General features: G+C 54.1%; 18 protein-coding genes and 2 tRNA genes. 12 read left to right on the forward strand and 8 right to left on the reverse strand.

Annotation, left to right across the window (positions count from 1 at the left end):
- The first annotated feature begins 12 nt into the window (after nt 1–12).
- The 8 genes from ispE (at nt 13) to ychF (ending at nt 8,696) form a co-directional block, all read left to right on the forward strand.
- A complete protein-coding gene (ispE, locus tag HBA55_RS11120; RefSeq protein ID WP_166990531.1) occupies nt 13–852 on the forward strand; it encodes a 4-(cytidine 5'-diphospho)-2-C-methyl-D-erythritol kinase in 840 nt (279 codons plus the stop codon).
- Nucleotides 853–859: 7 nt separating this feature from the next.
- Nucleotides 860–934: transfer RNA gene (locus tag HBA55_RS11125), tRNA-Gln, on the forward strand.
- Nucleotides 935–1,090: 156 nt separating this feature from the next.
- Nucleotides 1,091–2,020, forward strand: coding sequence for a ribose-phosphate pyrophosphokinase (locus tag HBA55_RS11130; RefSeq protein ID WP_166991003.1), 930 nt, complete (start codon nt 1,091–1,093; stop codon nt 2,018–2,020).
- A 128-nt stretch (nt 2,021–2,148) separates the two neighbouring features.
- Nucleotides 2,149–2,784 (forward strand): 50S ribosomal protein L25/general stress protein Ctc, encoded by a 636-nt coding sequence (locus HBA55_RS11135; protein ID WP_166990533.1) that lies wholly within the window; start codon nt 2,149–2,151, stop codon nt 2,782–2,784.
- A gap of 124 nt (nt 2,785–2,908) precedes the next feature.
- Nucleotides 2,909–3,490 (forward strand): aminoacyl-tRNA hydrolase, encoded by a 582-nt coding sequence (pth, locus tag HBA55_RS11140; protein WP_166990536.1) that lies wholly within the window; start codon nt 2,909–2,911, stop codon nt 3,488–3,490.
- A gap of 290 nt (nt 3,491–3,780) precedes the next feature.
- Entirely contained in the window at nt 3,781–4,518 is a 738-nt protein-coding gene (locus tag HBA55_RS11145) for a glutathione peroxidase (RefSeq protein ID WP_166990539.1), read from the forward strand.
- A 513-nt stretch (nt 4,519–5,031) separates the two neighbouring features.
- Nucleotides 5,032–7,530, forward strand: a complete 2,499-nt coding sequence (locus HBA55_RS11150; RefSeq protein WP_166990542.1) for a TonB-dependent receptor — start codon at nt 5,032–5,034, stop codon at nt 7,528–7,530.
- A gap of 74 nt (nt 7,531–7,604) precedes the next feature.
- Complete coding sequence (gene ychF, locus HBA55_RS11155; RefSeq protein ID WP_166990545.1) at nt 7,605–8,696, forward strand: redox-regulated ATPase YchF; 1,092 nt, start codon at nt 7,605–7,607, stop codon at nt 8,694–8,696.
- A 160-nt stretch (nt 8,697–8,856) separates the two neighbouring features.
- Here the strand turns inward: ychF and HBA55_RS11160 are convergent, their stop codons facing one another.
- Nucleotides 8,857–10,092, reverse strand: a complete 1,236-nt coding sequence (locus HBA55_RS11160) for a sterol desaturase family protein (RefSeq protein WP_166990547.1) — start codon at nt 10,090–10,092, stop codon at nt 8,857–8,859.
- Between the two features lie 227 nt (nt 10,093–10,319).
- Between HBA55_RS11160 and HBA55_RS11165 the strand changes: the two genes are divergently transcribed.
- Nucleotides 10,320–10,396: transfer RNA gene (locus HBA55_RS11165), tRNA-Met, on the forward strand.
- 440 nt (nt 10,397–10,836) lie between these two features.
- Here HBA55_RS11165 and HBA55_RS11170 read toward each other — a convergent pair.
- The 4 genes from HBA55_RS11170 to HBA55_RS11185 form a co-directional block, all read right to left on the reverse strand.
- Nucleotides 10,837–11,508 (reverse strand): hypothetical protein, encoded by a 672-nt coding sequence (locus HBA55_RS11170; protein ID WP_166990549.1) that lies wholly within the window; start codon nt 11,506–11,508, stop codon nt 10,837–10,839.
- An 86-nt stretch (nt 11,509–11,594) separates the two neighbouring features.
- Complete coding sequence (locus tag HBA55_RS11175) at nt 11,595–16,388, reverse strand: DUF4214 domain-containing protein (RefSeq protein WP_166990552.1); 4,794 nt, start codon at nt 16,386–16,388, stop codon at nt 11,595–11,597.
- 124 nt (nt 16,389–16,512) lie between these two features.
- Nucleotides 16,513–18,321 carry a hypothetical protein gene (locus tag HBA55_RS11180; RefSeq protein WP_166990555.1) on the reverse strand — a complete coding sequence of 603 codons (1,809 nt, stop codon included), beginning with the start codon at nt 18,319–18,321 and terminating at the stop codon, nt 16,513–16,515.
- Between the two features lie 239 nt (nt 18,322–18,560).
- Nucleotides 18,561–18,926, reverse strand: a complete 366-nt coding sequence (locus HBA55_RS11185) for a nuclear transport factor 2 family protein (RefSeq protein ID WP_166990558.1) — start codon at nt 18,924–18,926, stop codon at nt 18,561–18,563.
- Nucleotides 18,927–19,238: 312 nt separating this feature from the next.
- Between HBA55_RS11185 and HBA55_RS11190 the strand changes: the two genes are divergently transcribed.
- Nucleotides 19,239–20,012, forward strand: coding sequence for a tyrosine-protein phosphatase (locus tag HBA55_RS11190; protein WP_166990560.1), 774 nt, complete (start codon nt 19,239–19,241; stop codon nt 20,010–20,012).
- A gap of 51 nt (nt 20,013–20,063) precedes the next feature.
- Here HBA55_RS11190 and HBA55_RS11195 read toward each other — a convergent pair whose 3' ends face one another.
- From HBA55_RS11195 to HBA55_RS11205, 3 genes are all read right to left on the reverse strand, one after another.
- Complete coding sequence (locus HBA55_RS11195) at nt 20,064–20,225, reverse strand: hypothetical protein (protein ID WP_166990563.1); 162 nt, start codon at nt 20,223–20,225, stop codon at nt 20,064–20,066.
- A 158-nt stretch (nt 20,226–20,383) separates the two neighbouring features.
- Nucleotides 20,384–21,565, reverse strand: a complete 1,182-nt coding sequence (locus HBA55_RS11200) for a PqqD family peptide modification chaperone (protein ID WP_166990566.1) — start codon at nt 21,563–21,565, stop codon at nt 20,384–20,386.
- On the reverse strand, nt 21,552–22,772 hold the full coding sequence (locus HBA55_RS11205; RefSeq protein WP_166990569.1) for a nucleotidyltransferase family protein: 1,221 nt from the start codon (nt 22,770–22,772) through the stop codon (nt 21,552–21,554). Before HBA55_RS11205 ends, HBA55_RS11200 begins: the two co-directional genes overlap by 14 nt.
- A 192-nt stretch (nt 22,773–22,964) precedes the next feature.
- Between HBA55_RS11205 and HBA55_RS11210 the strand changes: the two genes are divergently transcribed.
- Both HBA55_RS11210 and HBA55_RS11215 read left to right on the forward strand, forming a co-directional pair.
- Nucleotides 22,965–23,165: a hypothetical protein gene (locus tag HBA55_RS11210; RefSeq protein WP_166990572.1), complete on the forward strand. Its 201-nt coding sequence runs from the start codon at nt 22,965–22,967 to the stop codon at nt 23,163–23,165.
- 133 nt (nt 23,166–23,298) lie between these two features.
- Nucleotides 23,299–23,709: a hypothetical protein gene (locus HBA55_RS11215; protein WP_166990575.1), complete on the forward strand. Its 411-nt coding sequence runs from the start codon at nt 23,299–23,301 to the stop codon at nt 23,707–23,709.
- The last annotated feature ends 255 nt before the right edge of the window (nt 23,710–23,964 follow it).

The following is a 23,964-nucleotide window of genomic DNA, read 5'->3' on the forward strand; positions in this document are numbered from 1 at the left end:
TTAGGAACCCATGTGACCAGAATAACGTTGCCCGCGCCGGCCAAGCTCAATCTGTTCCTGCACATTACCGGCCGCCGAACGGACGGCTACCACAATCTGCAGACCCTGTTTCAACTGCTGGACCGGGGCGACCAACTGAGCTTTGAGTTGCGCGACGATAATCGGCTGACCTTAGCCCCGGAGATGGATACCGTACCGTTCGAGGATAACCTGATCATCCGTGCCGCCCGCCTGCTGCAACAGAGGTCGAACATAGCCTGCGGTGCCGACATTCAGTTGCAAAAAAAACTGCCCATGGGCGGAGGTATCGGCGGCGGCAGCAGCAACGCCGCCACGACACTGCTGGCCCTGAACCGCCTCTGGCAATTGGATCTCTCCCTGGATCAATTGGCTGAACTGGGCCGCCAGCTGGGTGCGGATGTTCCGGTGTTTGTGAGAGGCCAAACCGCCTGGGCGGAGGGGGTCGGAGAAAAGCTGCAACCTATTGATATGCCTGAAAAATGGTATCTTGTGGTGACACCCGATTGCCACGTTTCCACCGCAGAAATTTTTTCACATAAAGATTTGACAAGAGACAGTTCGAACATTACAGTAGCGGCCTTTCTTGAGCAGGGCGCCACAAACGACTGCCAGGAGCTGGTGCAAACGCTGTATCCGCCAGTGGATAAAGCGTTGCAGTGGCTCGGTCAGCATGCCTCTGCCAAGATGACTGGAACAGGTGCCAGCGTGTTTGCACCCTTTGATTCCGAAGCGGCCGCCAGCGCGGTACTGGAGCAAGCTCCAGCGGAGTTTTCCGGCTTTGTTGCCAAGGGCGTCAATCAGTCACCAGCACACAAACTGTTAAACCAGTAAATACCACTGGGGTGTAGCCAAGCGGTAAGGCAGCGGGTTTTGATCCCGTCATGCGAAGGTTCGAATCCTTCCACCCCAGCCATATCCCGAAGACAGCTGACCTGAAAAGGTCGGCTGTTTTTGTATTGTGGCTCACCGAATGGACTCGAATCAGGCAAAAACAGCCTGGGCTGCTACTCTCTTTTAGTTAACGATCGACAGCAACGACAAACAAAAGGTACCGCACGTGGCAGACTTAATGGTCTTTACCGGCAACGCCAACCCCGAACTGGCTCACCAAATCGTCGAACGCCTGGGCATCCCCATGGGCGACGCCACCGTGAGCAAATTCTCCGACGGCGAAGTCGCCGTTGAGCTGAATGAAAACGTACGCGGACGCGATGTATTTGTGGTTCAGTCCACCTGCGCACCCACCAACGACAACCTGATTGAGCTGATTGTGATGGTCGACGCTCTGCGCCGCGCCTCCGCTGGTCGCATCACCGCGGTTGTACCTTACTTCGGTTACGCCCGCCAGGATCGCCGGGTTCGCTCCTCCCGGGTACCCATTACCGCCAAAGTGGTTGCCGACATGATGGTAGGCGCCGGCGTCGACCGCGTTCTCACCGTCGACCTGCACGCTGAACAGATCCAGGGCTTCTTCGACGTACCCGTGGACAACGTCTACGGCTCCCCGGTGCTGCTGGACGACATCAACTCCCAGAGCTATGAAGACCTGATCGTGGTCTCCCCCGACATCGGCGGTGTGGTTCGTGCCCGTGCACTGGCAAAGCAGCTGGACATTGACCTGGCCATTATTGACAAGCGTCGCCCCAAAGCCAACGTCGCTGAAGTGATGAACCTGATTGGTGACGTCGAAGGTCGCACTTGCCTGCTGGTAGACGACATGGTCGACACCGCCGGCACCCTCTGCGGCGCAGCCAAGGCACTGAAAGAATTCGGCGCCAAGAAAGTCGTCGCCTACTGTACTCACCCGGTACTGTCCGGCAACGCCCTGAACAACATCACCAACTCCGTACTGGATGAGCTGGTCGTAGCCGATTCCATCCCACTGAGTGACGACGCCAAGAATTGTGGTAGAATCCGCCAGCTCACACTGTCGGTCATGCTGGCCGAGGCGGTACGCCGCCTGAGCAACGAAGAATCTCTGAGCGCAATGTTCCGCTAATCAAGGGCGCAAGCCTTTGATTTAAAAGACTATTGCCTTGAGAAAACCGCCGTACAGCGGCGATTTTTAGCAACCTGCCGGTGTTTCTGGTCGCGGAACCCGAGCAGATTTAGATTGAGGAAAGACACATGTCTGAAGATTTTGTACTGAATGCCGAAATCCGTGAGGATGCAGGGAAAGGTGCGAGCCGCCGCCTGCGTCGTCTGGAAGGCCAAGCTCCCGCCATCATTTACGGCGGTGACAAGGCGCCTGTTAACATCCAGATCCCACACAAGGATCTGATCAAGCAGCTGGAAAACGAAGCTTTCTACTCTCACGTGATCACCATTAACGTGGGCGGCGATGCCGAGTCCGTACTGCTGAAAGACCTGCAGCGTCACCCGGCCAAAGCCATCGTAATGCACGCTGACTTCCTGCGCGTTGATGCGAACAAGAAGGTTACTGTTAAGGTACCTCTGCACTTCGTCAACGAAGACACCAGCAAGGGCGTCAAACTGCAGGGCGGCAAGGTTTCTCACAACCTGACCGAGCTGGAAGTTTCCTGCCTGCCATCCAACCTGCCTGAGTTCATCGAAGTGGACCTGGCTGAAGTTGAAGCTGGTCAGATCGTTCACATCTCCGATCTGAAGCTGCCAGAAGGTGTTACCTCCGTAGCCCTGTCTCACGGTGCTGACCACGACTCTGCTGTTGCTTCTATCAACAAGCCCAAGGGCAGCGCTGCTGACGAAGGCGAAGCAGAAGGTGGCGAAGAGGCTGCCGAGTAAGGCACACTCAACGCAACAAGCGCCTGCCCCGGTAGCAGGCCTTGACGAACGGCCGGAGAGTGGCGACACTCCCGGCCGTTTTTATTTTTCAGCGCTCTAAATTGCGACAGGACACGAGCCCACTATGGACACCCCGATTCAGATGATCGTCGGCCTCGGCAACCCCGGCGCCGAGTATGACCTTACCCGCCACAACGCCGGCGCCGACTTCGTAACCGAAGTGGCACGCCAGTGTGGCGCCAGCCTGGCCCCCGAGAAAAAATTCTTCGGCCATGTGGCCCAGATCAACATCGACAACCGTCCCGTGCGCCTGCTCATCCCCACCACCTTTATGAACCGCAGCGGACAGTCTGTAGCTGCCCTGGCCAACTTCTACAAAATTGCGCCCGAAGCCATCCTTGTCGCCCACGACGAACTCGACATGGAACCCGGCATCGCCAAACTCAAAATCGGCGGTGGCCATGGCGGTCACAACGGCCTGCGCGACATCATCAGCGCCCTGGGCAACAACAAGAACTTCGCCCGCCTGCGGCTCGGCATCGGCCACCCCGGCAACGCCAAACAAGTGGCCAGCTACGTCCTCAAAAAAGCCCCAACCGAAGACTTCAACAAAACCGAAGACGCCATCTATCAGTCCACCAAAATCCTGCCACTGCTGGTAAAGGGCGAGTGGAACAACGCCATGAAGGAACTTCATACCGCCTGATTCGATGGGCAACCCTTGTACCCGCTACCCGGAGAAGCGTTGTAGCAGCCCGCTCAGAGGGCGACGGGGTTTGGCACTCTGGATCGGTCGCGCTCAGAGCGCGCTGCTACAGACTGAAGGGACTCTACAGCGGTCCGAGGACGACTGATCCAACAACACTCTCTCATCTCTGAGACCATCTCCCACCCATTAATTGATAAAAGCTATCGATTGAATTCATTCAATTAATTTTATCTAACCAAAAGATCACCCCATACTTACTCCCAACTTCAACCAACGGGAGAAAACCAATGTTAGAGAATCGCGAAGGCCAAAGAATTCCCCAAGTTACCTTCCACACCCGCGTCGGCAACGACTGGGTCGACGTCACCACCGAAGAACTCTTCGCCGGCAAAAAAGTCATCCTCTTTGCCCTTCCCGGAGCCTTCACCCCCACCTGCTCCTCCACACATCTGCCGCGTTTTAACGAACTGGCGCCGGTGTTTGCCGCCGAAGGCATCGACGACATCATCTGCCTCTCCGTTAACGACACCTTCGTCATGAACGCCTGGAAAGAAGATCAAGACGCCGACAACATCCGCTTCCTGCCTGACGGCAACGGCGACTTCAGCCGCGGCATGGGCATGCTCGTCAACAAAGCCGACCTTGGCTTCGGCGAACGCACCTGGCGCTACTCCATGCTCGTCAGCGACGGTGTGGTCCAAAAACAATTTATCGAACCCGACGTGCCCGGCGACCCCTTCCAGGTCTCCGATGCCGACACCATGCTCAACTACATCAACCCCAACGCTGAGCAACCCAAGCGCATCACTGTTCTGTCCAAACCCGGCTGCCCCCACTGCGCCCGCGCCAAACAAGTCCTCACCGACAACGGCCTGCGCTACGAAGCAATAGAACTGGGCAGTCACGGCGTCAGCTATAGCTCATTGGCCGCCATCAGCGGCCAGGGCACAACGCCTCAGATCTTCGTCGATGGCGAAAGAATCGGCGGCGCCGACGAACTGGAAGCCTGGATCAAAACCCAGTAAATCTCACCACCGAGGATTGTCGGACTCGCCTTTGGCGGATCCGACCGAATCATCAACCAACAAACCCGATCAAATCCTAAACAATGAGGCACCCACCTAAACGCACCACGATGTAAAAGGTGGCTGGGGATTTCGTTTTGGAGCATCAAAAGCCAGCGCTGAAGGCGCCAAAAAGACCAACGTTTTTTGTTGGGCTTTTTGGCAACTGAAGGCACCCTGGAGGGGCGCGGCTTCGCTCCAAAACGGAAGCCCCAGCCACCGCTTGAGGCAACCAACCCCGAGCCTACAAATCTACCCGCTCCACCTTGCACCTATCAAACGCGAAACCTGACGGCAAACAGTCGTCCTCCCCATCGGACATACTGCCCAAACCAGCGTTGCTACCCCCAAAACAAGGATTTAAGAAATCCATCAGCCCAATTTCGCCTACGAATTTCAAAAATGCGTTAGCGCCCACTCCACTTTGCGTCCAAATTAACCCCCAGAGACAACAATAACGATCCGGAGAGCCCCATGCGCAACATACGCCACCTCACCCCCGTGCCACTGGCCCTGGCCATCGCCCTGAGCGCCCAACCCACCCAAGCCGCCGGCTACAGCCTCGAAGAAGTCGTAGTCACAGCACAAAAACGTGAACAAAGCGCCATGGACGTCCCCATCGCCATCGACACCTTCTCCGCCAGCAACATGGAAAACACCGGTGCCCTCGCCCTCGGCGACATCGCCGACTACATCCCGGGATTCGAAGTGGGCGACGGCGTCACCCAGGCCACCATGAAAATCCGCGGCGTCGGCAGCGCCAACATCAGCTCCGGTGGAGACGCCTCCGTAGCCACCTTCTATGACGGCGTCTACCTGCCCAGAGCCGCCACCACCATCGCCTTCTCCGACATGGAACGGATCGAAATCCTCAAAGGCCCCCAAGGCACCCTCGCCGGTCGTAACGCCGCCGCCGGCAGCATCAACATGGTGCCCAACAAACCCACCAGCGACGAAATCGAAGGCTTCGTTCAACTCAAGGCCGGCAACTACGACCTTATGCGCTGGGAAGGCATGGCCAACATACCTCTTACAGATAACCTTGCCATCCGCGCCAACCTGCTTTCCAACCAACGGGACGGCTACCTCGACAACACAGCCCCCGGCGGCGAAGACCTGGACACCCAAGACTCCCTCACCGGCCGCCTGGCCCTGCTGTGGGACATCTCCGAACGCACCAGCCTGCAAATCAACTACGACTTTGACGACACCGACAACGGCCCCCGCTCAGCAGTCGGCTACAATAGCGGCAACCTCTCCTTCGACCGCACCGCCAACGACACACCCAACGGCGAAGAAACCCGCGACATGTACTCCGCCGGCTTCCGCCTCAACCACGAACTCAACGACAACTGGTCCCTCAGCTGGTGGGCCAACCACCGCGAATTCGACGTCACCAACCTTGACGACCAGGACGGCACCGGCAACATCTTCACCTACCTGGACACCAACAACATCGAAAGCTCAGAACTGACCTACACCGAACTGCAGTTCAACTACGACTCCGAGCGCGTCCACTTCGTCACCGGCCTGACCTGGTCATCCGAAAACAAAAGCCAGCAAACCGACATCACCAGTACCGCCGAAACCGCGTCAGGCCTGGCCACTCAGGTATCCAACGGCCTGCTGCAAGCCCTGGGCGCCCCCTTTGGCATCAGCAGCCTCTGGGACCCCACCGACTGGGCCATGTTCTCAGCTGCGCTCACCGGCGCCCCATTGGGGCAATCCAACGCCGAATACCAGGGCCTGCTGGGCGGACTCTACGCCCTGGGCTACGGCGACCTGCTCGCCCCCTATAACAGCATTCTGTCTGCCGGGTTTATCGACCCCTCCTACGCCGGCAGCCGCTGGACCGAATCCGTGATCAACAGCGGCAAGTTCACCAACATGGGTATCTACGCCGATATCGACCTGGCGGTCAGCGACAAACTCAACCTGATCATGGGAGTGCGCTATTCACGAGACGAGAAAGACTTCACCTGGGAAAACCCCACCGCCACCCTCGCCTCGACACTCAACGCCGAACGCCAACTGTTGGCACAATTTGGAGTGCCGGCTGCGGCCCTGATTCCTACGGCGGCCAACTTCCTGTCCCCCTTAAGCCTTAGCGGTGTCGGCCTGGTGAGTGACACCGAAGTCAAAGCCTCCGACAGTTGGAGCAAACTCACCGGGCGCATGGTCGTCCAGTACCAACTGAGCGAAGATGCCATGACCTTCCTCACCTACTCGACGGGATACACCTCCGGCGGCTACGACAGCTTTGTGCTGAACTCCTCAGTCACCCCACTGGAGCCTGAAGAAGTCACCAACCTGGAATGGGGTATCAAAGGCGACTTCTTTGGCGGCCGCCTGCGCGCCCAATTCAGCTATTTCGATATGGAAATGGAAAACCGCCAGAAGTCGGTCACCTCCGCCGACCCGGAAGTACCTGGCTTAGCGGCCCCAATCATTATCAGCGGCGACGAAGACATCAGCGGCTGGGAGCTTTCGTTGACCTGGATCCCCGTCGACAGGCTGCAGCTGGGGCTGGTCACCACCATGCGTGACAATGACAGCCAGTACCAGAACTATGTAGACGCCCAGGGCAACCCCGCCGGAGGCGAAAAAGAAGAGGAAGAAACCCTCTCCGCCTACACCCTGACCCTGGATTGGGCCCCGAAGATCCCAGTGGGCTCTCTCAATGTCCATATCGACTACATCTTTGAGGAGCAGGATTTTGGCCCGGATGATGCGGACTATCTGCCCATCTACGAACATCTGGAAAACTTTGGCGCCGACAAGAAAACCCTCAACGCCCGCCTGGCCTGGAGCAGCGACGATGAACGCTATTTACTGGCCCTTTGGGGTAAAAACCTGCTCGACCAACAGTACACCGGCATACCCGGTGGGCTTGCCGCCAGCGATCTGGGCGCCGCTTATACAGATGTCAGTGCACCTCTGACCTGGGGCATTGATGCCCGTTACCAGTTCTAGTCCCTGACGGTAGAGCTTAAAGCCCGCGGTGGTGTAGAATAGCCGACTTTTTCGAGTATCGACGAGACACCACCATGGGTTTTAATTGCGGCATTGTCGGCCTGCCAAATGTAGGCAAATCCACCCTGTTTAACGCCTTGACCAAAAACGGCATTGCGGCGGAAAACTTCCCCTTCTGTACCATCGAGCCCAACTCCGGGGTGGTACCCGTACCCGATCCACGCCAGGACAAACTGGCCGAACTTGTGAGCCCTGAGCGGGTGGTACCCACCACCATGGAATTTGTCGATATTGCCGGCCTGGTTGCCGGAGCCTCCAAGGGCGAGGGCCTGGGCAACCAGTTTCTGGCCAACATCCGCGAGACCGACGCCATCGCCCACGTTGTGCGCTGCTTTGACGACGAAAACGTCATCCATGTAGAGGGCAAGATCAACCCCGAGGCCGACATCGACGTCATCAACACCGAATTGGCCCTGGCGGATCTGGAAACCTGCGAAAAGGCCCTGGCCCGCTTTACCAAAGCCGCCAAGGGGCAGGACAAGCACGCCATCAAAATGAAGGCGCTGATGGAAAAAATCCTGCCGCACCTGAACGAGGCCAAGCCCCTGCGCAGCTTCACACTCAATGACGACGAGCTGAAGGCATTGAAGGAGCTTTCTCTGCTGACCCTCAAGCCCACCATGTACATCGCCAACGTGGACGAAGACGGCTTTGAGGACAACCCTCACCTGGACACCGTGAAAGCCATCGCCGCAGAAGAAAACGCCGTTGTCGTACCCATCTGTAACAAGCTCGAAGCGGAAATTGCCGAACTGGACGACGAAGAAAAACTGGAATTCCTGCAAGACCTGGGCATGGACGAGCCGGGCCTTAACCGAGTGATCCGGGGCGGCTACGACCTGCTGGGTTTGCACACCTACTTCACCGCAGGTGTGAAAGAAGTGCGCGCGTGGACCATTCCCGTTGGCGCCACCGCGCCACAAGCCGCCGGTAAAATTCACACCGACTTTGAAAAAGGTTTTATCCGCGCCGAGATCGTCAGTTATAACGACTTCGTTGAAAACAACGGCGAACAAGGCGCCAAGGATGCAGGCAAGTGGCGCCTGGAAGGCAAGGATTATATCGTTGCCGATGGCGACGTGATTCACTTCCGCTTTAACGTCTAAACGGCTTAACGGATAGAATCACTTAACGAATGAAATCGCTCGGGCCGGCATTCTCAACGCTGGCCCGATTATCCTCAGTACATTTCCAAGATGTCCATAGTGCATTAGACAATAGACTGCACAAGCGCAGTTTCTCTACAGCGGAAGAGATCACTGAATATCAAGTCGAAGAGCTTAACTGACTTGAAGCACCCTGCCAGCCCCAAAGCCATAGATATAACACCGAATTAAACGACAGATAAATACCAAACACCGCAACACTGCTCGACGCCAATGTCGGCCACGCCAAGACAAACCCCACCCAACACCCCAACAAGCGTCGCCACTCCCAAAAACGTCCTCTGCCTTCCAACATCCAACTGGTGGTTACCAGAGGCAGCGTTACCATGGCAAAACCCAACAGCAGCATCCCGTAGCTCAATCCATCGAAGTGGAGCATAAAATACACCAACAAAGGCACACCGGCGGCCAGCTGAAACAGCGTGTAAAATCTGGTTTTAACGTCGCAGGGGGGATCAAACTTTTCAAACGCCTGCAGATCACTCGAGGCAATGGGATAGGCATCCACCACATCCGCTGGACGCCAACCCGTCGGCATAAACCAGATACGCAACTTGTCCCACCAGGAACGAGTATGCCAGGCATCCGCCGCCAGCGATGCCCAGACTTGCAGATTGGCCCGCACAGGATTGAGCGAGCGTAACGGCCGACTCACTCCATAGATAATCTCCACACCCTCCAATTCAGGCTGGAAACTGCCGAACATTCTGTCCCAAACGATAAACACACCGCCGTGATTTTTATCGATGTACTCCGGATTCTGACCATGGTGCACCCGATGGTTGGACGGAGTCACCATCACCCACTCCATCCAACCCAACTTATCCACCACCTGAGTGTGCACCCAAAACTGGTAAATCAAATTCAAGGCTGCGCAGGCGAGAAACACATCCACCGGCACGCCCAATACCAACAACGGGGCATAGAACACCCAATCCCAAATGCCGGTACTGGTCTGGCGCAGTGCCGTGGAAAGGTTGTAATCCTCACTTTGGTGATGAATGGAATGCCCGGCCCAGAGGATATTGATGGTATGCCCCATGCGGTGATACCAGTAATAGAGAAAGTCGTAAGCCACAAAAGTAAACACCCAAGTCCAGACACTGCCCGCCGGCCACTGCATCAAACGAGCCTCCGGCAGCACCCGATCCATAAACAGTGCCCCCAGGCTCAGCAGCATCAGCTTGGTGGTACGGCTCATCATACCCAGTGTAAGACTGCCAAATGCATCATTGAGTCGATACAACCCCAGCCCCCGACGGCGATCCCACCACAGCTCCAGCGCCATCAGCAGCAGAAACCCCGGTATGGCAGCCATTAGAATCAGGTCTTTCATAGCTTTTCTCTATCAATTAACTCCCCTCCCTACTTGCGATGAGGAGATAAAACTACTTTAGACTGACAGGAAATGGCCAGCAACGACCATTGGAGACATAGGGCTCACAATTTGAACCACAGGCCGGCTCAGAAATTCGAAAAAACACCGAAAACCATCAAAAATCAGCAAGTTAGAGCCTTGACATCGACCACCCAAATCAGCAGAATAGCGCCCCTCGAAACGATGGCTAGGTAGCTCAGCTGGTTAGAGCACAGCACTCATAATGCTGGGGTCGGCGGTTCAAGTCCGCCCCTAGCTACCATCTTCGAAAGGGTTAGCAGGTTAACAGCCGCTAACCCTTTTTTATTGGTGCTACCATGGTGCTACCGTAGAGCCAATAAACTCCTCCCGAATTCTTTCTTGCCGAATTTACCCGCTCATCGACAAGCAACACACTTCCGCCAGATGTAGCCCTGAAAGCTCCCGCAACCCACTTGCAGCCTGTGACCGCATGGCACCAGGTCGTCACAAGCATATCCACCACAAACCCCAGACACTTTTCTTCAGGCAATAAAAAGCCCCGATCAAAGCCGAGGCAAAGAGGAGAGAGTCATGAAATCTACTTACTCAGAACGCGAGTTATAGAAAAAGTTTCATGGGCACTTCAATATATTCAGAAACGAACCTTCAACCCTGCTGAAAAGCTCTCATTATCCAGAGAACCGGTTTCGAACTCCGCACCGCCACCCAGCGTGCACACCATCAATCCGAATGAGTCCGACTCAGAACAATGCCCCTCGGGCTGTAAGCATTATGCAGTGGGTAATCGCGCTTTTGCCGGCCATAAGATAGCCCAACAGCATAGTTATAATCTGCCCAGGCACCGAGATGGCGAAAGCTAATGCCATACCCATCTGTCTCGGTGCCCTGGCGATAATCCTCTTCTGCTCGAGAGAGGCTAAAGGCCAGCGTCGTGTTCCCCGCGAGATACTTGCCAACCGTCACCCTGTAGTCTTCAACGTCGAATTCGCTCACCCCCAAGTCCACCTCTTCGCGATGCAGGCGGCCCGCGGCGGCATACCAGCCACTGGCGGCATGGGTGTAGGTACCTGACAACAAAAAAGCATCTGTTGAAGTGTCGGTTGACGCCTGATCGAAGTATCGGACAACATCAGAATGCCTATCTCCATAGATCAGACTCACGCCACTGGCACGACTGACAAATATCGCTTCACTCCGCGGAGCGCCTCTGGCATCGACAGGCGCGAAGAAATAACGAGCCTGCAGATACAGTGCACGACCCTCATCCACCAGGTCATTGGCAGTGGCATCATCGTACTGCAGCTGCACCTCAGACTGAAAGGGTTCCGCTATCGACAAGGGGGCGATGAAGCCCGATAAAAAAACGCGGCGTACAAACGAGCTGATTGACATGGGATAACCTCCTTTTGGTACAACTTTCCATGCATTGCAAATCGGACCCCCGATTGCGGGTCCGATTTTAAGGTGCGGTTCGCTGGCTACATGAAATCTGCAAAGTTTTCTGAACTCATCACGGTAGCATCGGCCACCCCCGCCAAAGTCAGAATATGGCTCACTTCACCTTCGTCAACCGCCGAATTGCCGTTGCCGTCGTCGAACAGAAACAGAGCCGAATCCACGCCATTGTCAGTCAGATAATAGAAGGCGTCGAAGCCATTAATCTGTGTGTTGAGCAGTACAAGTTCGGCCATCTGCGATGCAGCCTCCAGGTCAACAACATCGCTGCCAGTGTTTACCAACAATCCAGCATCGACGTTCAGAACGAAGCCCTCACCGGCGACATCACCTAGTTGAAACAAGGTGCCATCCCCCCGCAGATTGTCGCTGACCAGATGCGGGATCAGCACCGAGTCCGTGTCTGGGTTAAATGATTCTGCGGCGTCTCCAATAGACTCTGCCGCCAGCGAATAGAGTCCGTCCGCCTGTGCGGAAAGGATTACCGAACCCTCCCCACTGGCGAGGATCAATTGTTGTTCGAGATCCAGCTCCTCTAACAGCGCCTGCGGCAAGATCAGTTGACTGCCTGCTGTTAGTAACAAACCGCCGACACCATCCAGAGCGGCAACTGTAGACATATCTACCTCACCCTCGATGATGAGATCTGCTCCGCCCAGGTTTAATCGACCCGCTGTCAGTCGAGTATCAGACGTAAAGGTGATCTGGTCGCCCTCCTGGAGATCAAGGTTCCAGGTATAGTTAACACTGATATTCTCCTGAGTACCGGAGTCACCCGCACTAACGGCAGCGCCAAAAGCATAGTTGACAAAGTCATCTGGATTGTCTGCTGCTGCCGCCAACGTTTGGTAGGCCCCCAGTAAAGTGGCTTCTCTGGCTTCGCTGGGAGCTTGCTCAAATGCCTGCAGCGCCGCGTCGTAGGCAACCACTTTGGCTTCAAAGGCCGACCCGTCCATCTCTCCGATCAGGGTAGCGTCTACAACGACGTCTGCACCTTGGTTGGCCAGCCTGAAATCATCGGGGGAGACACCATCAATCACACTCAGGTTGACACTGCCGGATCCAGAGCCACTGATCTCGATCAATCGCAACGATTCACCAATAATCGCCGCCTCAGCGTCCGTTCCGAGAAGGCTCACATCAGCGATTCCGGACATGGCAATGCGCAACGTTTCTATATCACCATCGATGAGGTTCAAACTCACGATCTCAATGGCGGCATCGCCGCCGGTCGTTAATACCGCTGTGTTCTCGCCGACAACACTGGAAAATTCGATTGCTCCAATGGCCAGCTGCGCACCGTAAGTGTTGAGCGCGATGTTCATGAGATCCAAGCCGGCATTCTCGCCTGCACGGATATCGCCTACGACATTCAGATCTCCTGGTAATGGTGTCTCACCCTGCTCTGACATGAATTCGGAGGAAATTTTAAGACTGCTGAAATTCACATTGCCTGCATTTGGGGCTATCACGCCAGCGAGAGGAAAATCGCCAATGCTGGAACCCCCCTGTAATGTAAGACTCACGGACTCGGCCGAAAACTCTGGCTGTTGATTCAAAAACGCGTCTTCCGGCACCTGCGCAAAAGGTTCGACAACGATCTGGCGATGAAGGTATGACGGAAATCCAGGAATGGACTCTACAGAGAATATCTGAAGCGGAATATCCGCATGCAACCCCTCTATGAGAGATTCGATGTCGACACCCGACACCAGACTGTCGAGAGCCTGGATAGCGCCCAGCTCTTGTCCATAACCGGAGGCGTCTATGGTGCCATTGAAAAAGCTGGAATCCCAAACAACGCGCGTGTCGCGATCGGACGCCCCATTGCCCAGGACGGTTATCGCACGTCCGGCCTGCTCCGCAGTCGTGAATATGATGCGTTCGCCAGCAGGGGCCTGTATCTCGCTGCCGGTACCATTGAAATCATACAGGCCTACGATGAAGCCACCCAAAATCGACGAATCGGATAGGGCCACATCTGCATTTCCGCCTGCAACAGTAGCATATTGACCATTGGACAGAGCACCAAGCAGCAATGTACTGCTGCCACTGACGGAGACCCCACCAAAATCAATATCGATTCGATCACTGGAATCTCCCACATTCTCCAGAGCTTCCAATTGATCGATCAGAACATTGGCAACGTACCCGCAGTCGCTGTCACCACTGACGACGCTCCCACCATCGATCCCCTGAAACTGAGCCGCGGTCATTTCGAGGGTAGCATCCATGACCAAGGGATCGATCAACACGGTGTCAGCCCCACCCAGAGTGGTTTCGGCATGCAACTCCGCCCCTGCAGCCCAGATGGTCACCAGACCAACGTTGATTCCGTTGCCAGCCATCAAATCCAGGTCCAGAGCATGGTCATTTAAATCCGTTACATTGACGGTAACCTCGGCGCCCTCTGCAGGCAGGAAGTTCTCAACCCCAACCGCTTCAATAAAGTCGGCGCTGAAGGTCCAGGTACCACTGCCCAGGGACTTCAAGCCCTCCAGATCCACCGGCGTGCGCTCATAACCGTCCTCGCTCTGTAGCAAGGTGACATTCGAGGGCGACTCCAGTGATGTTCCCGCGGGCAGGGTTCCTCCCTTCACACCGGTAAACACCGTGGTGTAGGGATTGAAATCCAGGCCCGCGTCGGTGATTACCACATTGCCTTCTGCGTACTGAACTCCAGCTTCGGTGAAATATTTATCCAGTTGCTCCGCACTCAGGGTCAAGGTAGCGCCGTTTGCCACGTAAACCTGCAACTGCAGATGCTCCCCCAACAGACTCAGGTCCAGCATCTCGCTCAGGGTGGCATCTTGCTCCAGGTGGATGTTCAATACTGCCTGCTGCTGACCAAACTCGTCAGGCATCACTTGCCAGCTGGCTTCACTGAGCTGGTCCAATTGCGAAGCATTCATGGACAGGTAGCCGCCATGGGGAATTTCTATGGCATCAATACCCGTCAGGGTGACATTCGTGAAATTGTTATGACAATCCGCCATCTGCAAGGTCAGCTTCCCCGTCACCCGACTGGCATCCACCGATTCCAGCTCGGGAAGACCGACCAAACCACCAGCCAGGGTGACATCCGCCGATGAAGACAGCACCAGGTTCTTGACACTGTCGCCCGCCAGGGACTCAATGACAGAATCACCACCCACTACATCGACTTGAAGGCGCTCGGTATTATTGATGTCAATCCCAGCCACCTTTAGGGTACGGGGTGCAAAGCTCTCTGCCAGACTGGTCACCGTCACCACGGACTGCTCCACCAGTTCAGCATAACTGGCGGACAAACTACCGATACTGTCGTAGCCACCGGAAAACGTCTGCAGGCCATCACCTTCCATCAGAAAGTGGGTGCTGGTCGGTACGTTCAGAAAGCTGACGGTGCCCAAGGGATTGCTCTTCAAGCCCAGAATTTCAATATCCCTGCTATCGCTGCTGAACATAATGTGGTGCTTTAGATCCTCCCCATCTGCCGCATCGTAGAGCGAAGTGACCATATAGATGGGCACACCAGCCGTACTAAAACCGTGACCCGTACCTTCGACGTTTCCACCAAGTCCAATATCAATGCGTGTCCCTGAATTGTTGCCCTGTATAATCCAGTGCTCACACCCTGCCGGGACCGGCTGAATGTCGTCAACCTTCACCTCGTGAAAGTTGAGGAGGCTCATCCCCAGCAGCTGGCCCTCCAACGCACTGAAATCAACGCTAAACCCTGACCCCAACTCAACCGGCTGCAGAAAAGTCAGGTCCTCGCTGGCCGTGATAATCAGCTCATTGCCAATATACGAGTCTCTGGAGATATCTATAAGGGGCGACTCTGGAAAATTAATAATAATTGTAGAGAAGTACGAATAGGGACCATCGTGCAAGGGCCTATCAAATCCTGTCAGGGACCGCTGTATCTCAATGTCGTTGGCAGTATCGAAGCTGTCGGACAGGCTGCCGGCGTAGTCATAGTGAAGAACATCACAGGGGTCGACTGAAAAATAGGGTTGAAACCCAATGTCCGCATCCACTACCACAACCTTGCCCTGCTGCCCTGCAACCTTTCTTACGCCTTCATTGACAAACACTCCGGCCAGCTGCTCCGCACTCAGCGTTAAGACTGCTTCGTTTGAGATATTGGCAACCAGGTGGACATCGGGATTGGCCTCAAGGTTCGACATCTCCGACAGTTGCAGGTCCTGGGCCACGTCAATCTCTATTGTGGGCGTAACATCAATGATTGAATTGTCAAAGTCGTAGGGGCTCAGGTACTCAATATCAATAGCGTCGGAAGCCAGTATATACGCCTGATCGGCTGACAGAGTCAGCGTCACACTGCCCAGCAACGTCAATTGCTTTACTTCACCAACATCGACACCGACCATCGCCAACAGTTCATCAAGAGTCGTGTCCTGCGCCACTAACAGCTCTAGCTGACCATCCGAGTCAATCCCCGCGCCAACGGCCTCTATCTTCTTGGCCAAGTTGAATTGGTCAGACGCCCCTGCCCCATTGATCAACGCCAAAACCAACTGATCGGCATTCACCCCGGCGCCACCGCCACTGACCCAGTACTCCAACCCCTCGGGATTGGGCTCCCTATTGAACAGATTGTGGTACAGATCGATAACCATCTCTTCACGGCTCATAGAGCCTTGACCCTGAAGATATTCGGGTTGTTCATTGACGATGTTGGCGCGAAACTGCTCTAAGGTGAGATGACCGCTTTCGATCTCCTCTGCCCAGTAGGCAAGTCCTGCGTCAGCGGCAGGGCGACCGAGAAGGCCCATAAATATTTGTTGAATCTGCTCCGAAACGGTAGGCACACGGCACTCCTTTGCATGTATCGATGGTCAAATAGCCGGGAATTATAGAGGGAAGTGGTTGATACAAACAACGCCCATTCATCGCGGCCTTCTTCCCATGAACCGTCTTGGGACTAACGGGGTTCTAGACAAGAATGGCCTCTGCCTGGCTTGGCTGACCCAACAGAGGAACAATTTGATCTGTAGTCGAAGGTGGATATTTGACGCGAATTTCTGAGCCGACAGGAAGCTCAGAAAACACCTCCTCTCCAACTTCATCATAAAGGGCGCCCCATAACTCGATATATCCCAATTCAGCTGCGTAACCGGAAAGATCGATATCACCTTCCTGCTTTGTCCCCTCTAGATCGGAGAAGTCCCAGATGACATGTGTATTGCGCTCAGGCTCTCCATATACCTGGATGGGGCGTTCAGCCTGCACGGCTGTCGAAAAAACGACTTCGTCAGCAGGCAAGGTGTCACCATAGTCAACCAGAATCACGGAGAAATCGCCTAGGTCTGCCGATTCTGCGAATACGACCTCGTGGCCCCCGAACTCACTGTCTGATAAAGCACCCTCGTAATGATCCCATAGAAACAATTCGGTGCTGCCAGAGACAGCGACGTTGCTTAGATTGATATCAACGTCTGCGCTTTGGAGCATAGCCAGCTGATCCACAACCACATTGACGGGATGTTCAGTGCCCTCCTCAATAATAACGCCAGACTCTATGCCCATAAATTGCGCTGCGGTTAGATCGAAAGTTTCGGGGCCAAACTCAGCTTCTACTCTGACCTCGTCGGCTCCGCCAAGGTTTGTGGATTCGTGTAATTCAGCCCCTTGGCCATCTATGGTGACTACACCGATGTCGAAACCAGCTGCTTGTAACACATCCAAGTCGAGCCGCTGCCCCCCAAGATCCAAGACGTTAATAGTAGCCTCGGCACTGTCTGCAAGTGAGAAGTTCTCTACTCCGATCCTATCGATCTGATTCGCAGTTAACGTATAGACACCCGATGACAACGATTGAGCATCCAAAGACCCGAAGGCGCGTTCGTGCCCGTAAAGATTCCTCTCTACTGTCACCGCCTCCCCGAATGCTGGCGTCTCCGATAGGGTGCCACCAAGTCCGAAGTATCTGGAATGGTCAAAAGGATCGAACCCCAGCCCCGCATCGGTGATAGTTATTGACCCTGATTGTTCCTCGGAAAGACGGATACCCTGACGGGCGAAATTAACCTCCAGTTCTTCAGCACTGATAGTCAACGATGCTCCTCCTGAAATCACCGCCTTTAGCTTCAATCCAGGTATGCCCAATTCCGGACCGATAGCTTCGGACAACAGCAAATCAGAGGAGACATTCAGTTCAACACTCGCCTGGGCATCCACTTCATGGTATTTAACGCTCAGAATCCTCGCGCTAAACAGTTCAGCATAATTATCCTCAATCGAGAGGGTCGCTCCCCGGTCTAAGACAATCTGCTGGATTCCGCTCAAATCAGAGGCATCTGTACCCAACAACTCTGCCAAGGAGGTATCTTCGGTGACAACCAGCACTTTCCCACCGGCACCATTAGAGGGGAGTTGAGATACCTCTACCTTCAACTCCAGCACTTCTCGGTCCCGTTCAGAGGCCCCGTTGATCAACGCCAACACCAGTTGATCAAAGTTCACACTGGAGCCACCACCATTCAACCAGTATTCCAGACCTGCTGGCTCAGGAGCTCGCTGAAACAGATTGTCGTATAAGGTGATGATCGCTTGCTCGCGATCCATAGAGCCCAGGCCTTCGGCGTAGTCTGGTTGCTCATTAACAATATTGGCTCTAAATTGCTCAATGGTCAGCTTGCCGGTAGAGATCTCCTCTTCCCAGTAGTCGTGTCCTTGCTGATTAGCGACACGGCCAAGCAGGCCTATATAGATTTGTTGAATTTGCTCAGAGAGGGTGACCACAGGCACTCCTTTGCTCGTGTAGATGTGTAGAAAACCGTGGGATTATAGGGATTGAAGAGTCATTAGGGAATCGGAGCCGTCAGGAATCCTTGTTTCTACTCCCCTGCCGAGTCTACGAGATATTCCGCAATTACCGAAATCCTGTCATTTTTAAAAGCAAGCTCAAACCAACAGCGGACCGGCGCATCTATCGACCGCCGGCCGCAACCGACGGAGCCCGACAACTCTTTGGTAAAACACTATTGTTTATGTGATAGGTGTAAGCACTGGGCTTTCCATTGATCACCATCCTTCAGCCAAAATTCACTGAAGTTGAATCGGCGTATGACCTGGTCGCCAACCACAATAGTGCCGGAGCCGATAACCTGGCAGGCGCAGTCATTGCCCAGATAGGAGACGTCAGTTTCTTGCTTTTCAGCCCCTGGCGGAAACCAAACCCCGGTAGCTATTTTGTTAGCAATGGAGCTTAGTCGCTCTTCCTGGTCTTCCAGGCCCAGCTCAGAAAGAACCATATAGTTGGGAAACTCCATGGTTTTTAAAGCCTCGATATCTCCAGCAAAATAGGTTTCAATCCACTTTTTGCGTACTGCTTTTAAATCTTCCATTGTTGACTACCACGTAAAATTTAACCGAATGATATACCTTGCCTCAGGCTTGTATATCGCCTTTTCTGTAGTGGGTGTGTAAGTGCCATGGACTTGTGGTGCTGTCCATATAAATATCACCCCCCTTGATTAAGCCTGCAAACCGCTGGTTGACTCTCATCTCGCACAACTTTAATATGACATTGTCATATATAAAAAGATGTTGAGCAACAGTACAAAACCTCGCTGAAATAAACACGGTTATTTGCCTTGCGGATAGGTACAAGAAACCTGGCAACAGCAGACTTAAAACAACAGAAAAGGAACCACGGAGTGAGTCGCAGAATCGCTATGGACAATTGCCCCAATTTTCGCCAATTGGGTGGTTATCAATCTCGCTCTGGCGGCACAGTAAAGCATAACCTGTTATTTCGCTCCGGCTCCCTGGCCGAGCTGAGCGACAGTGATCTGCAACGCCTCGCCGACCTAAACCTGTCTATTATTATTGACTTCCGTCGTGACAGCGAAGTGCAACAAAACCCTTATCGCCTGCCTGCCAACCTCGCAGACAAGCAAAAGCAATTGACTGTAGCTCCTGGCAGTCTGGCGGCTGCGTTTGAAAAAGGCTGCGCCACTCATGCCGCGCAATATATGGTCGACGTCAATCGCACCCTCGCACTTGAACATAGAGATGCCTTTTCCGATTTTTTACACGAGGCACTGAATGTTGAAAACGGTGGCCTCCTCTTTCACTGCAACGCTGGCAAAGATCGCACAGGTATCGCCGCCGCGTTGATTCTTATGGCTTTGGACATCCCTCGCGAGCAAATTATCGGGGATTACTTGCTGACAGGGGAATATTTTGTACCTGAAGAGCAGGCGCCCACGGTACTGCAGCGCCTGAAGGATTTCGACGATGACATTGATATCGAAAAAGGTTCTGCCATGGAAGCTCTTCTGCCCCTGATGAGTGTAAGGCGCGAGTATATACAATCTGCACTTGATGCAGTCGATACAGTCTACGGCAACGAGAGCAACTATCTCAGCGAGGCATTAAATTTCGACAGTAAAAAACAACAGGCATTAAGAGTAAAATATCTCGACTAGAAGAAGTGTTTACTCTGCAATGTAGATACCGCAGTCCTGTCCGCCACGACTTCAGTTAATTGTAGATTCAGATTCGTAAGGATCAAACTGTGCGCTGGCCTGCTCTGCTGTCAGTAACAATGTGACGGCTGGCGCCACCACAGCTGCTTTGCCTGCAGTTTCAAGGAACTTGCGACGGGATTCATTTTCAAGCTGTTCGTTGTCGTTAGTCATTGTGGTTTTTCCTTAAGGCATTATTCTCGCCGATAGCTCCAGCAAAAAACGTTCCTCACAATCGGATAACGCATTGAGATCAATGAGTTACTGAGTGGATCGCACCATTTCGAACCAATTCAAACACCCGTTTGTCAATAGGGCTGACACCCAGATCACTAACTGGGTTTATGTGCCAATTCTCGCGATAAATGGCGCATTAACTCCACCGCCTGATTCAAGCTGTCCACCTCCAGTCGATAGCTTGGGGTCCTCTCAATCCAACTGAGTAAGGCCGCGACCTTCTCAGCATTCAGTATCGTGTCAACAATCAAACACTCCGCCATCAGCATTTGCAGAGTATCCAGGGCCGACAAGGGCTTCAACGTGGACGGGCCACCAGGGGTGTACTGCGGAAACACCAGTGCCCCCACTGGCCTTAGCGTATCTGCAGAGGGGATTGAGCCAGACGGCGGCCGCAGGTAGCGAACCCTTTTGCCGTCACCTCGATTGTGCATTGTTAGACCGGGGAGATGTGGGCAAAGACTGCTGAGCACTTCCACGCCCGTGTCTTTTACACAAGTTGCCAGGGGAACCGGCTGCACCATCATTCCCGGCAGCTGGAGCAATGCAACTTCGTCAGAAAAGTATTCGAAACCATTGCGTGTCAATGCCGTGGTTAGCGTTGATTTTCCGCTGCCGGGAGCAGCAGGCAGCAGATAGCAGCGCTCTCCGTCGCCAACCACACCAGCGTGGATGTCCAAAAAGAAGCCATGTTGGATTACGGCTGTCTGCCACACTTGGCTCTTCACCACCGGTGCCAGCTCCTGAAGGGAAGCGCATTGGTTGACCTGTCGGCGATCTTTGAATAGCGACAAACCTTCACCTTCAGTCGTCACCACGTCCAGTGTCGCCGTGGGTTCCGTCGCAGCCTGTGTGGTTAGATGTTCCAACACCGGGTGCACCAGCGCCAACTGCTTTTCATTGTTAAACCTCACGCGAAAGCAGCTGCTCAACAAACCATAGTGACGCTCGGCCACGAAGATTGAATCAGAGTAAGTAGCTGCCACGCCAGGAAGCTCCTCGTGCGGCTCCTGACGTTTAACCTCATACCCCTTGAGCACACCGAGCGATTGCAGAAACTCTCTCGTTTGAAGACAATATTCCTGGGCAGTGAATTCAGTCACGTTGAACGTAGCTTGCAGGCTCTGTTCAATCTCAGCCTCATTCTTGCCCTCTTCCAACAAACACCAGATATAGGTCGCGGTGGTATTGAGATGGAAGAGTTTCTGAGCCTGTTCATCAAACAGCACGCCCTGATTGTCCAGGAAAAACAGTCGAGTCCCTTCAGCGGGTTGCATCAATTTCCTCCGTGCCCGATTGACGATGTTTTAGTGCTTTCAGCCATTGCCACAAGGGAAGTGCCAGATAGTCGTGTAACAGCTTGTAGGGGATGTACAGAACGAATAGGGCATCCGGAATAGCGATACTGTTGAAGTGCTGAACGCGCGGCTGCAACAGTGTGCGCAGCAGGTAGCGCCAGCGGTCCCGGGCACGTTCACGCATCCGCCAGTGCAGGTGATTGAAATCGTATATCGAACGCTCAGCTTCGTCACCCTCGAAGTATCTGGTCGTTATTTGGTCGGTCAGGCGCTGTGCCTCGCGGTCGTTGTTAAGCCAACGTTGTGCATGTTGAGGTAGCGACGCAGATAGCAGCCTATGCGCGAGCCCCAGTCCGAGAAGGGTTGCCCTGGCAACCCCCTGCGCCTGCGCCCGTTGCCGGAGTATAGACCAGTCAAGGTCCGGATGGCTGTGAACGTACGCGGCTACATCCGCCACCCACTTGAGCTTTGTCCACCGCTCTTTGCTGCCATGAAGGCAGACGGCCATCAGCTCGTCCTCCGGGGTCAGGCTGAGCAGCTCTTTACCGGAGATGGTAACCGGCTTTACCCGTGACCATATGGCACTGTAGTCGAGGTCGTAGGCCACCGTGCGCGGCGCAAAATGCCAATGGGGCTCGATGGGTAATCCAGGCCCAAATAGGATCTCCTCGCCGGCATACTGGAGAAAACTCTTCCATTGACGGGGCGTCAGCTCCCAGTCATGGGTGTAGCCGAGTTTTTTGAGCTGGTCCAGGCAAGGTTGGGTCTGAGCCTGGAGAATAAGAAAATCGAGATCACGAAAGCTGCGAAGGTTGAGTGCGCCATAGGCGTTTAACGCCAGAGTTGGGCCTTTAAAAGGAACCGCAGGTATACCGGCGTTTGACAGATGTTCAAGTATACTCACCAGCTGCACAAACAGTGCTTCATTGCCTGCTTGTTGCTGTTCAAGATGCGTCCGGCTCGCTTCGAGGATATCCCCAGGAACGCAATCTGAGGCTGATCCAATAAGATTGTGGCAAAGCAGGCCGGTCACTCCATGATCCAGGGCGCTTTGCACCAGAACGGTCCAATCTACTGTGTCAGCGTAGGCAAGAAGTTGACTGGTGAGCAGGTCATTCGCAGCTGGCGAAGACGCGGCCAGCAGTAGCGACTGCTCAGGAGATAGCTTATGCGTGTTGATTTGCACTCAAAACTGACCCAGGCTTTGCATCGAGTATCGCCCCCTTTTCACTGAATTATGGCGTAAGTTTCGATTTCTTGCCGTTTTTTGTTTTCTTCTGCTTAGTGTTGAAGCCGTGAGACTCACCTCACAGAATGTTGTTTTACGCGCCACTATACTCTGTACCCACGTTAGGCGAATGTTGGGGGACAAATTCTGATGACGCCGCAAGAGGAAAACAATGCATCCAACTCGGAAATCCTGGAATCGCTACTGGAGGATATCGACTTCCTGACGGCCAGGATTCAGACTCTGCAAGAACACCCGTTCGCCTTCGCGTCTCTGCGTGAGGCGAAGAAGCAGCTCGCCGACAAGCGCAAGCAACTCGTGGAGAGGCTGAGAGATTCAGCTTCGAATTGATGCTTTCGGTGAACTGGCAGTACGACATAATGCAAACAGCAAATCACTGAGATCAGAGACTGAGTGGAACAGCTGCTTCACCTGTGCTGTAATGAGTACATGCGCTAAAGATCTTGATCACAAGTTGAAACTCATGGACGAGCAGACACACGATAAAAAGCGCCCAAACCGGGCCTCTACAGAACCCCCCCTGCAACCACGCCAATACTGCACCCGACTGGTCATCGGCACGCTTGTCGCATTGCTGGCCGTATCGACCGTAATAGCCCATCGATACGTCACCGGCCAAATGGCGCTTTTAAAGCCTGCTGCTGTGGACACGACGCTGAAGGTCACCGCCTCTCGCATCGATTCGGGTCTTGAGGATTCCTTCCAGGCCCATTATGTACCGCCGAGAGTGTGCAGTGACGGATATGCCGGCACATCGCTGCCTGGCTGTATCGAGCACCGACGGGAGGCGCGAAGTCGCTTCCTGTCTGCCTGGGCGGAGAGTCAGGCTTCGGGCAAGCAAATGTGCCCACCTGTCGAACAGGCTGCATTTTAGAGACGACAGGCTTCTATTACGCCGGCTGGCCTTATCTGACCCCAAAGAAGCAAGTTCAACGGTGTGATAAGTCGCACAGAATATCGAGTTTAAGAGCACTAGTATTAGCAGCTCTTCCGGGCCTAAGTTCCTTCTCAGCGGTAATTTAAACAGGAGATGACCTTTGAACTCACTATCCCATATTGCTCAATATATTACTCAAAGTTATAAAAATTACTTTGGAATAAAGGCATCCCTCTAGTCCTGCCCTGCCGC

Origin of the sequence: Pseudomaricurvus alkylphenolicus (assembly GCF_011683955.1) — a bacterium.
In the GTDB taxonomy this organism is placed as follows: Bacteria; Pseudomonadota; Gammaproteobacteria; order Pseudomonadales; family Cellvibrionaceae; genus Pseudomaricurvus; species Pseudomaricurvus alkylphenolicus.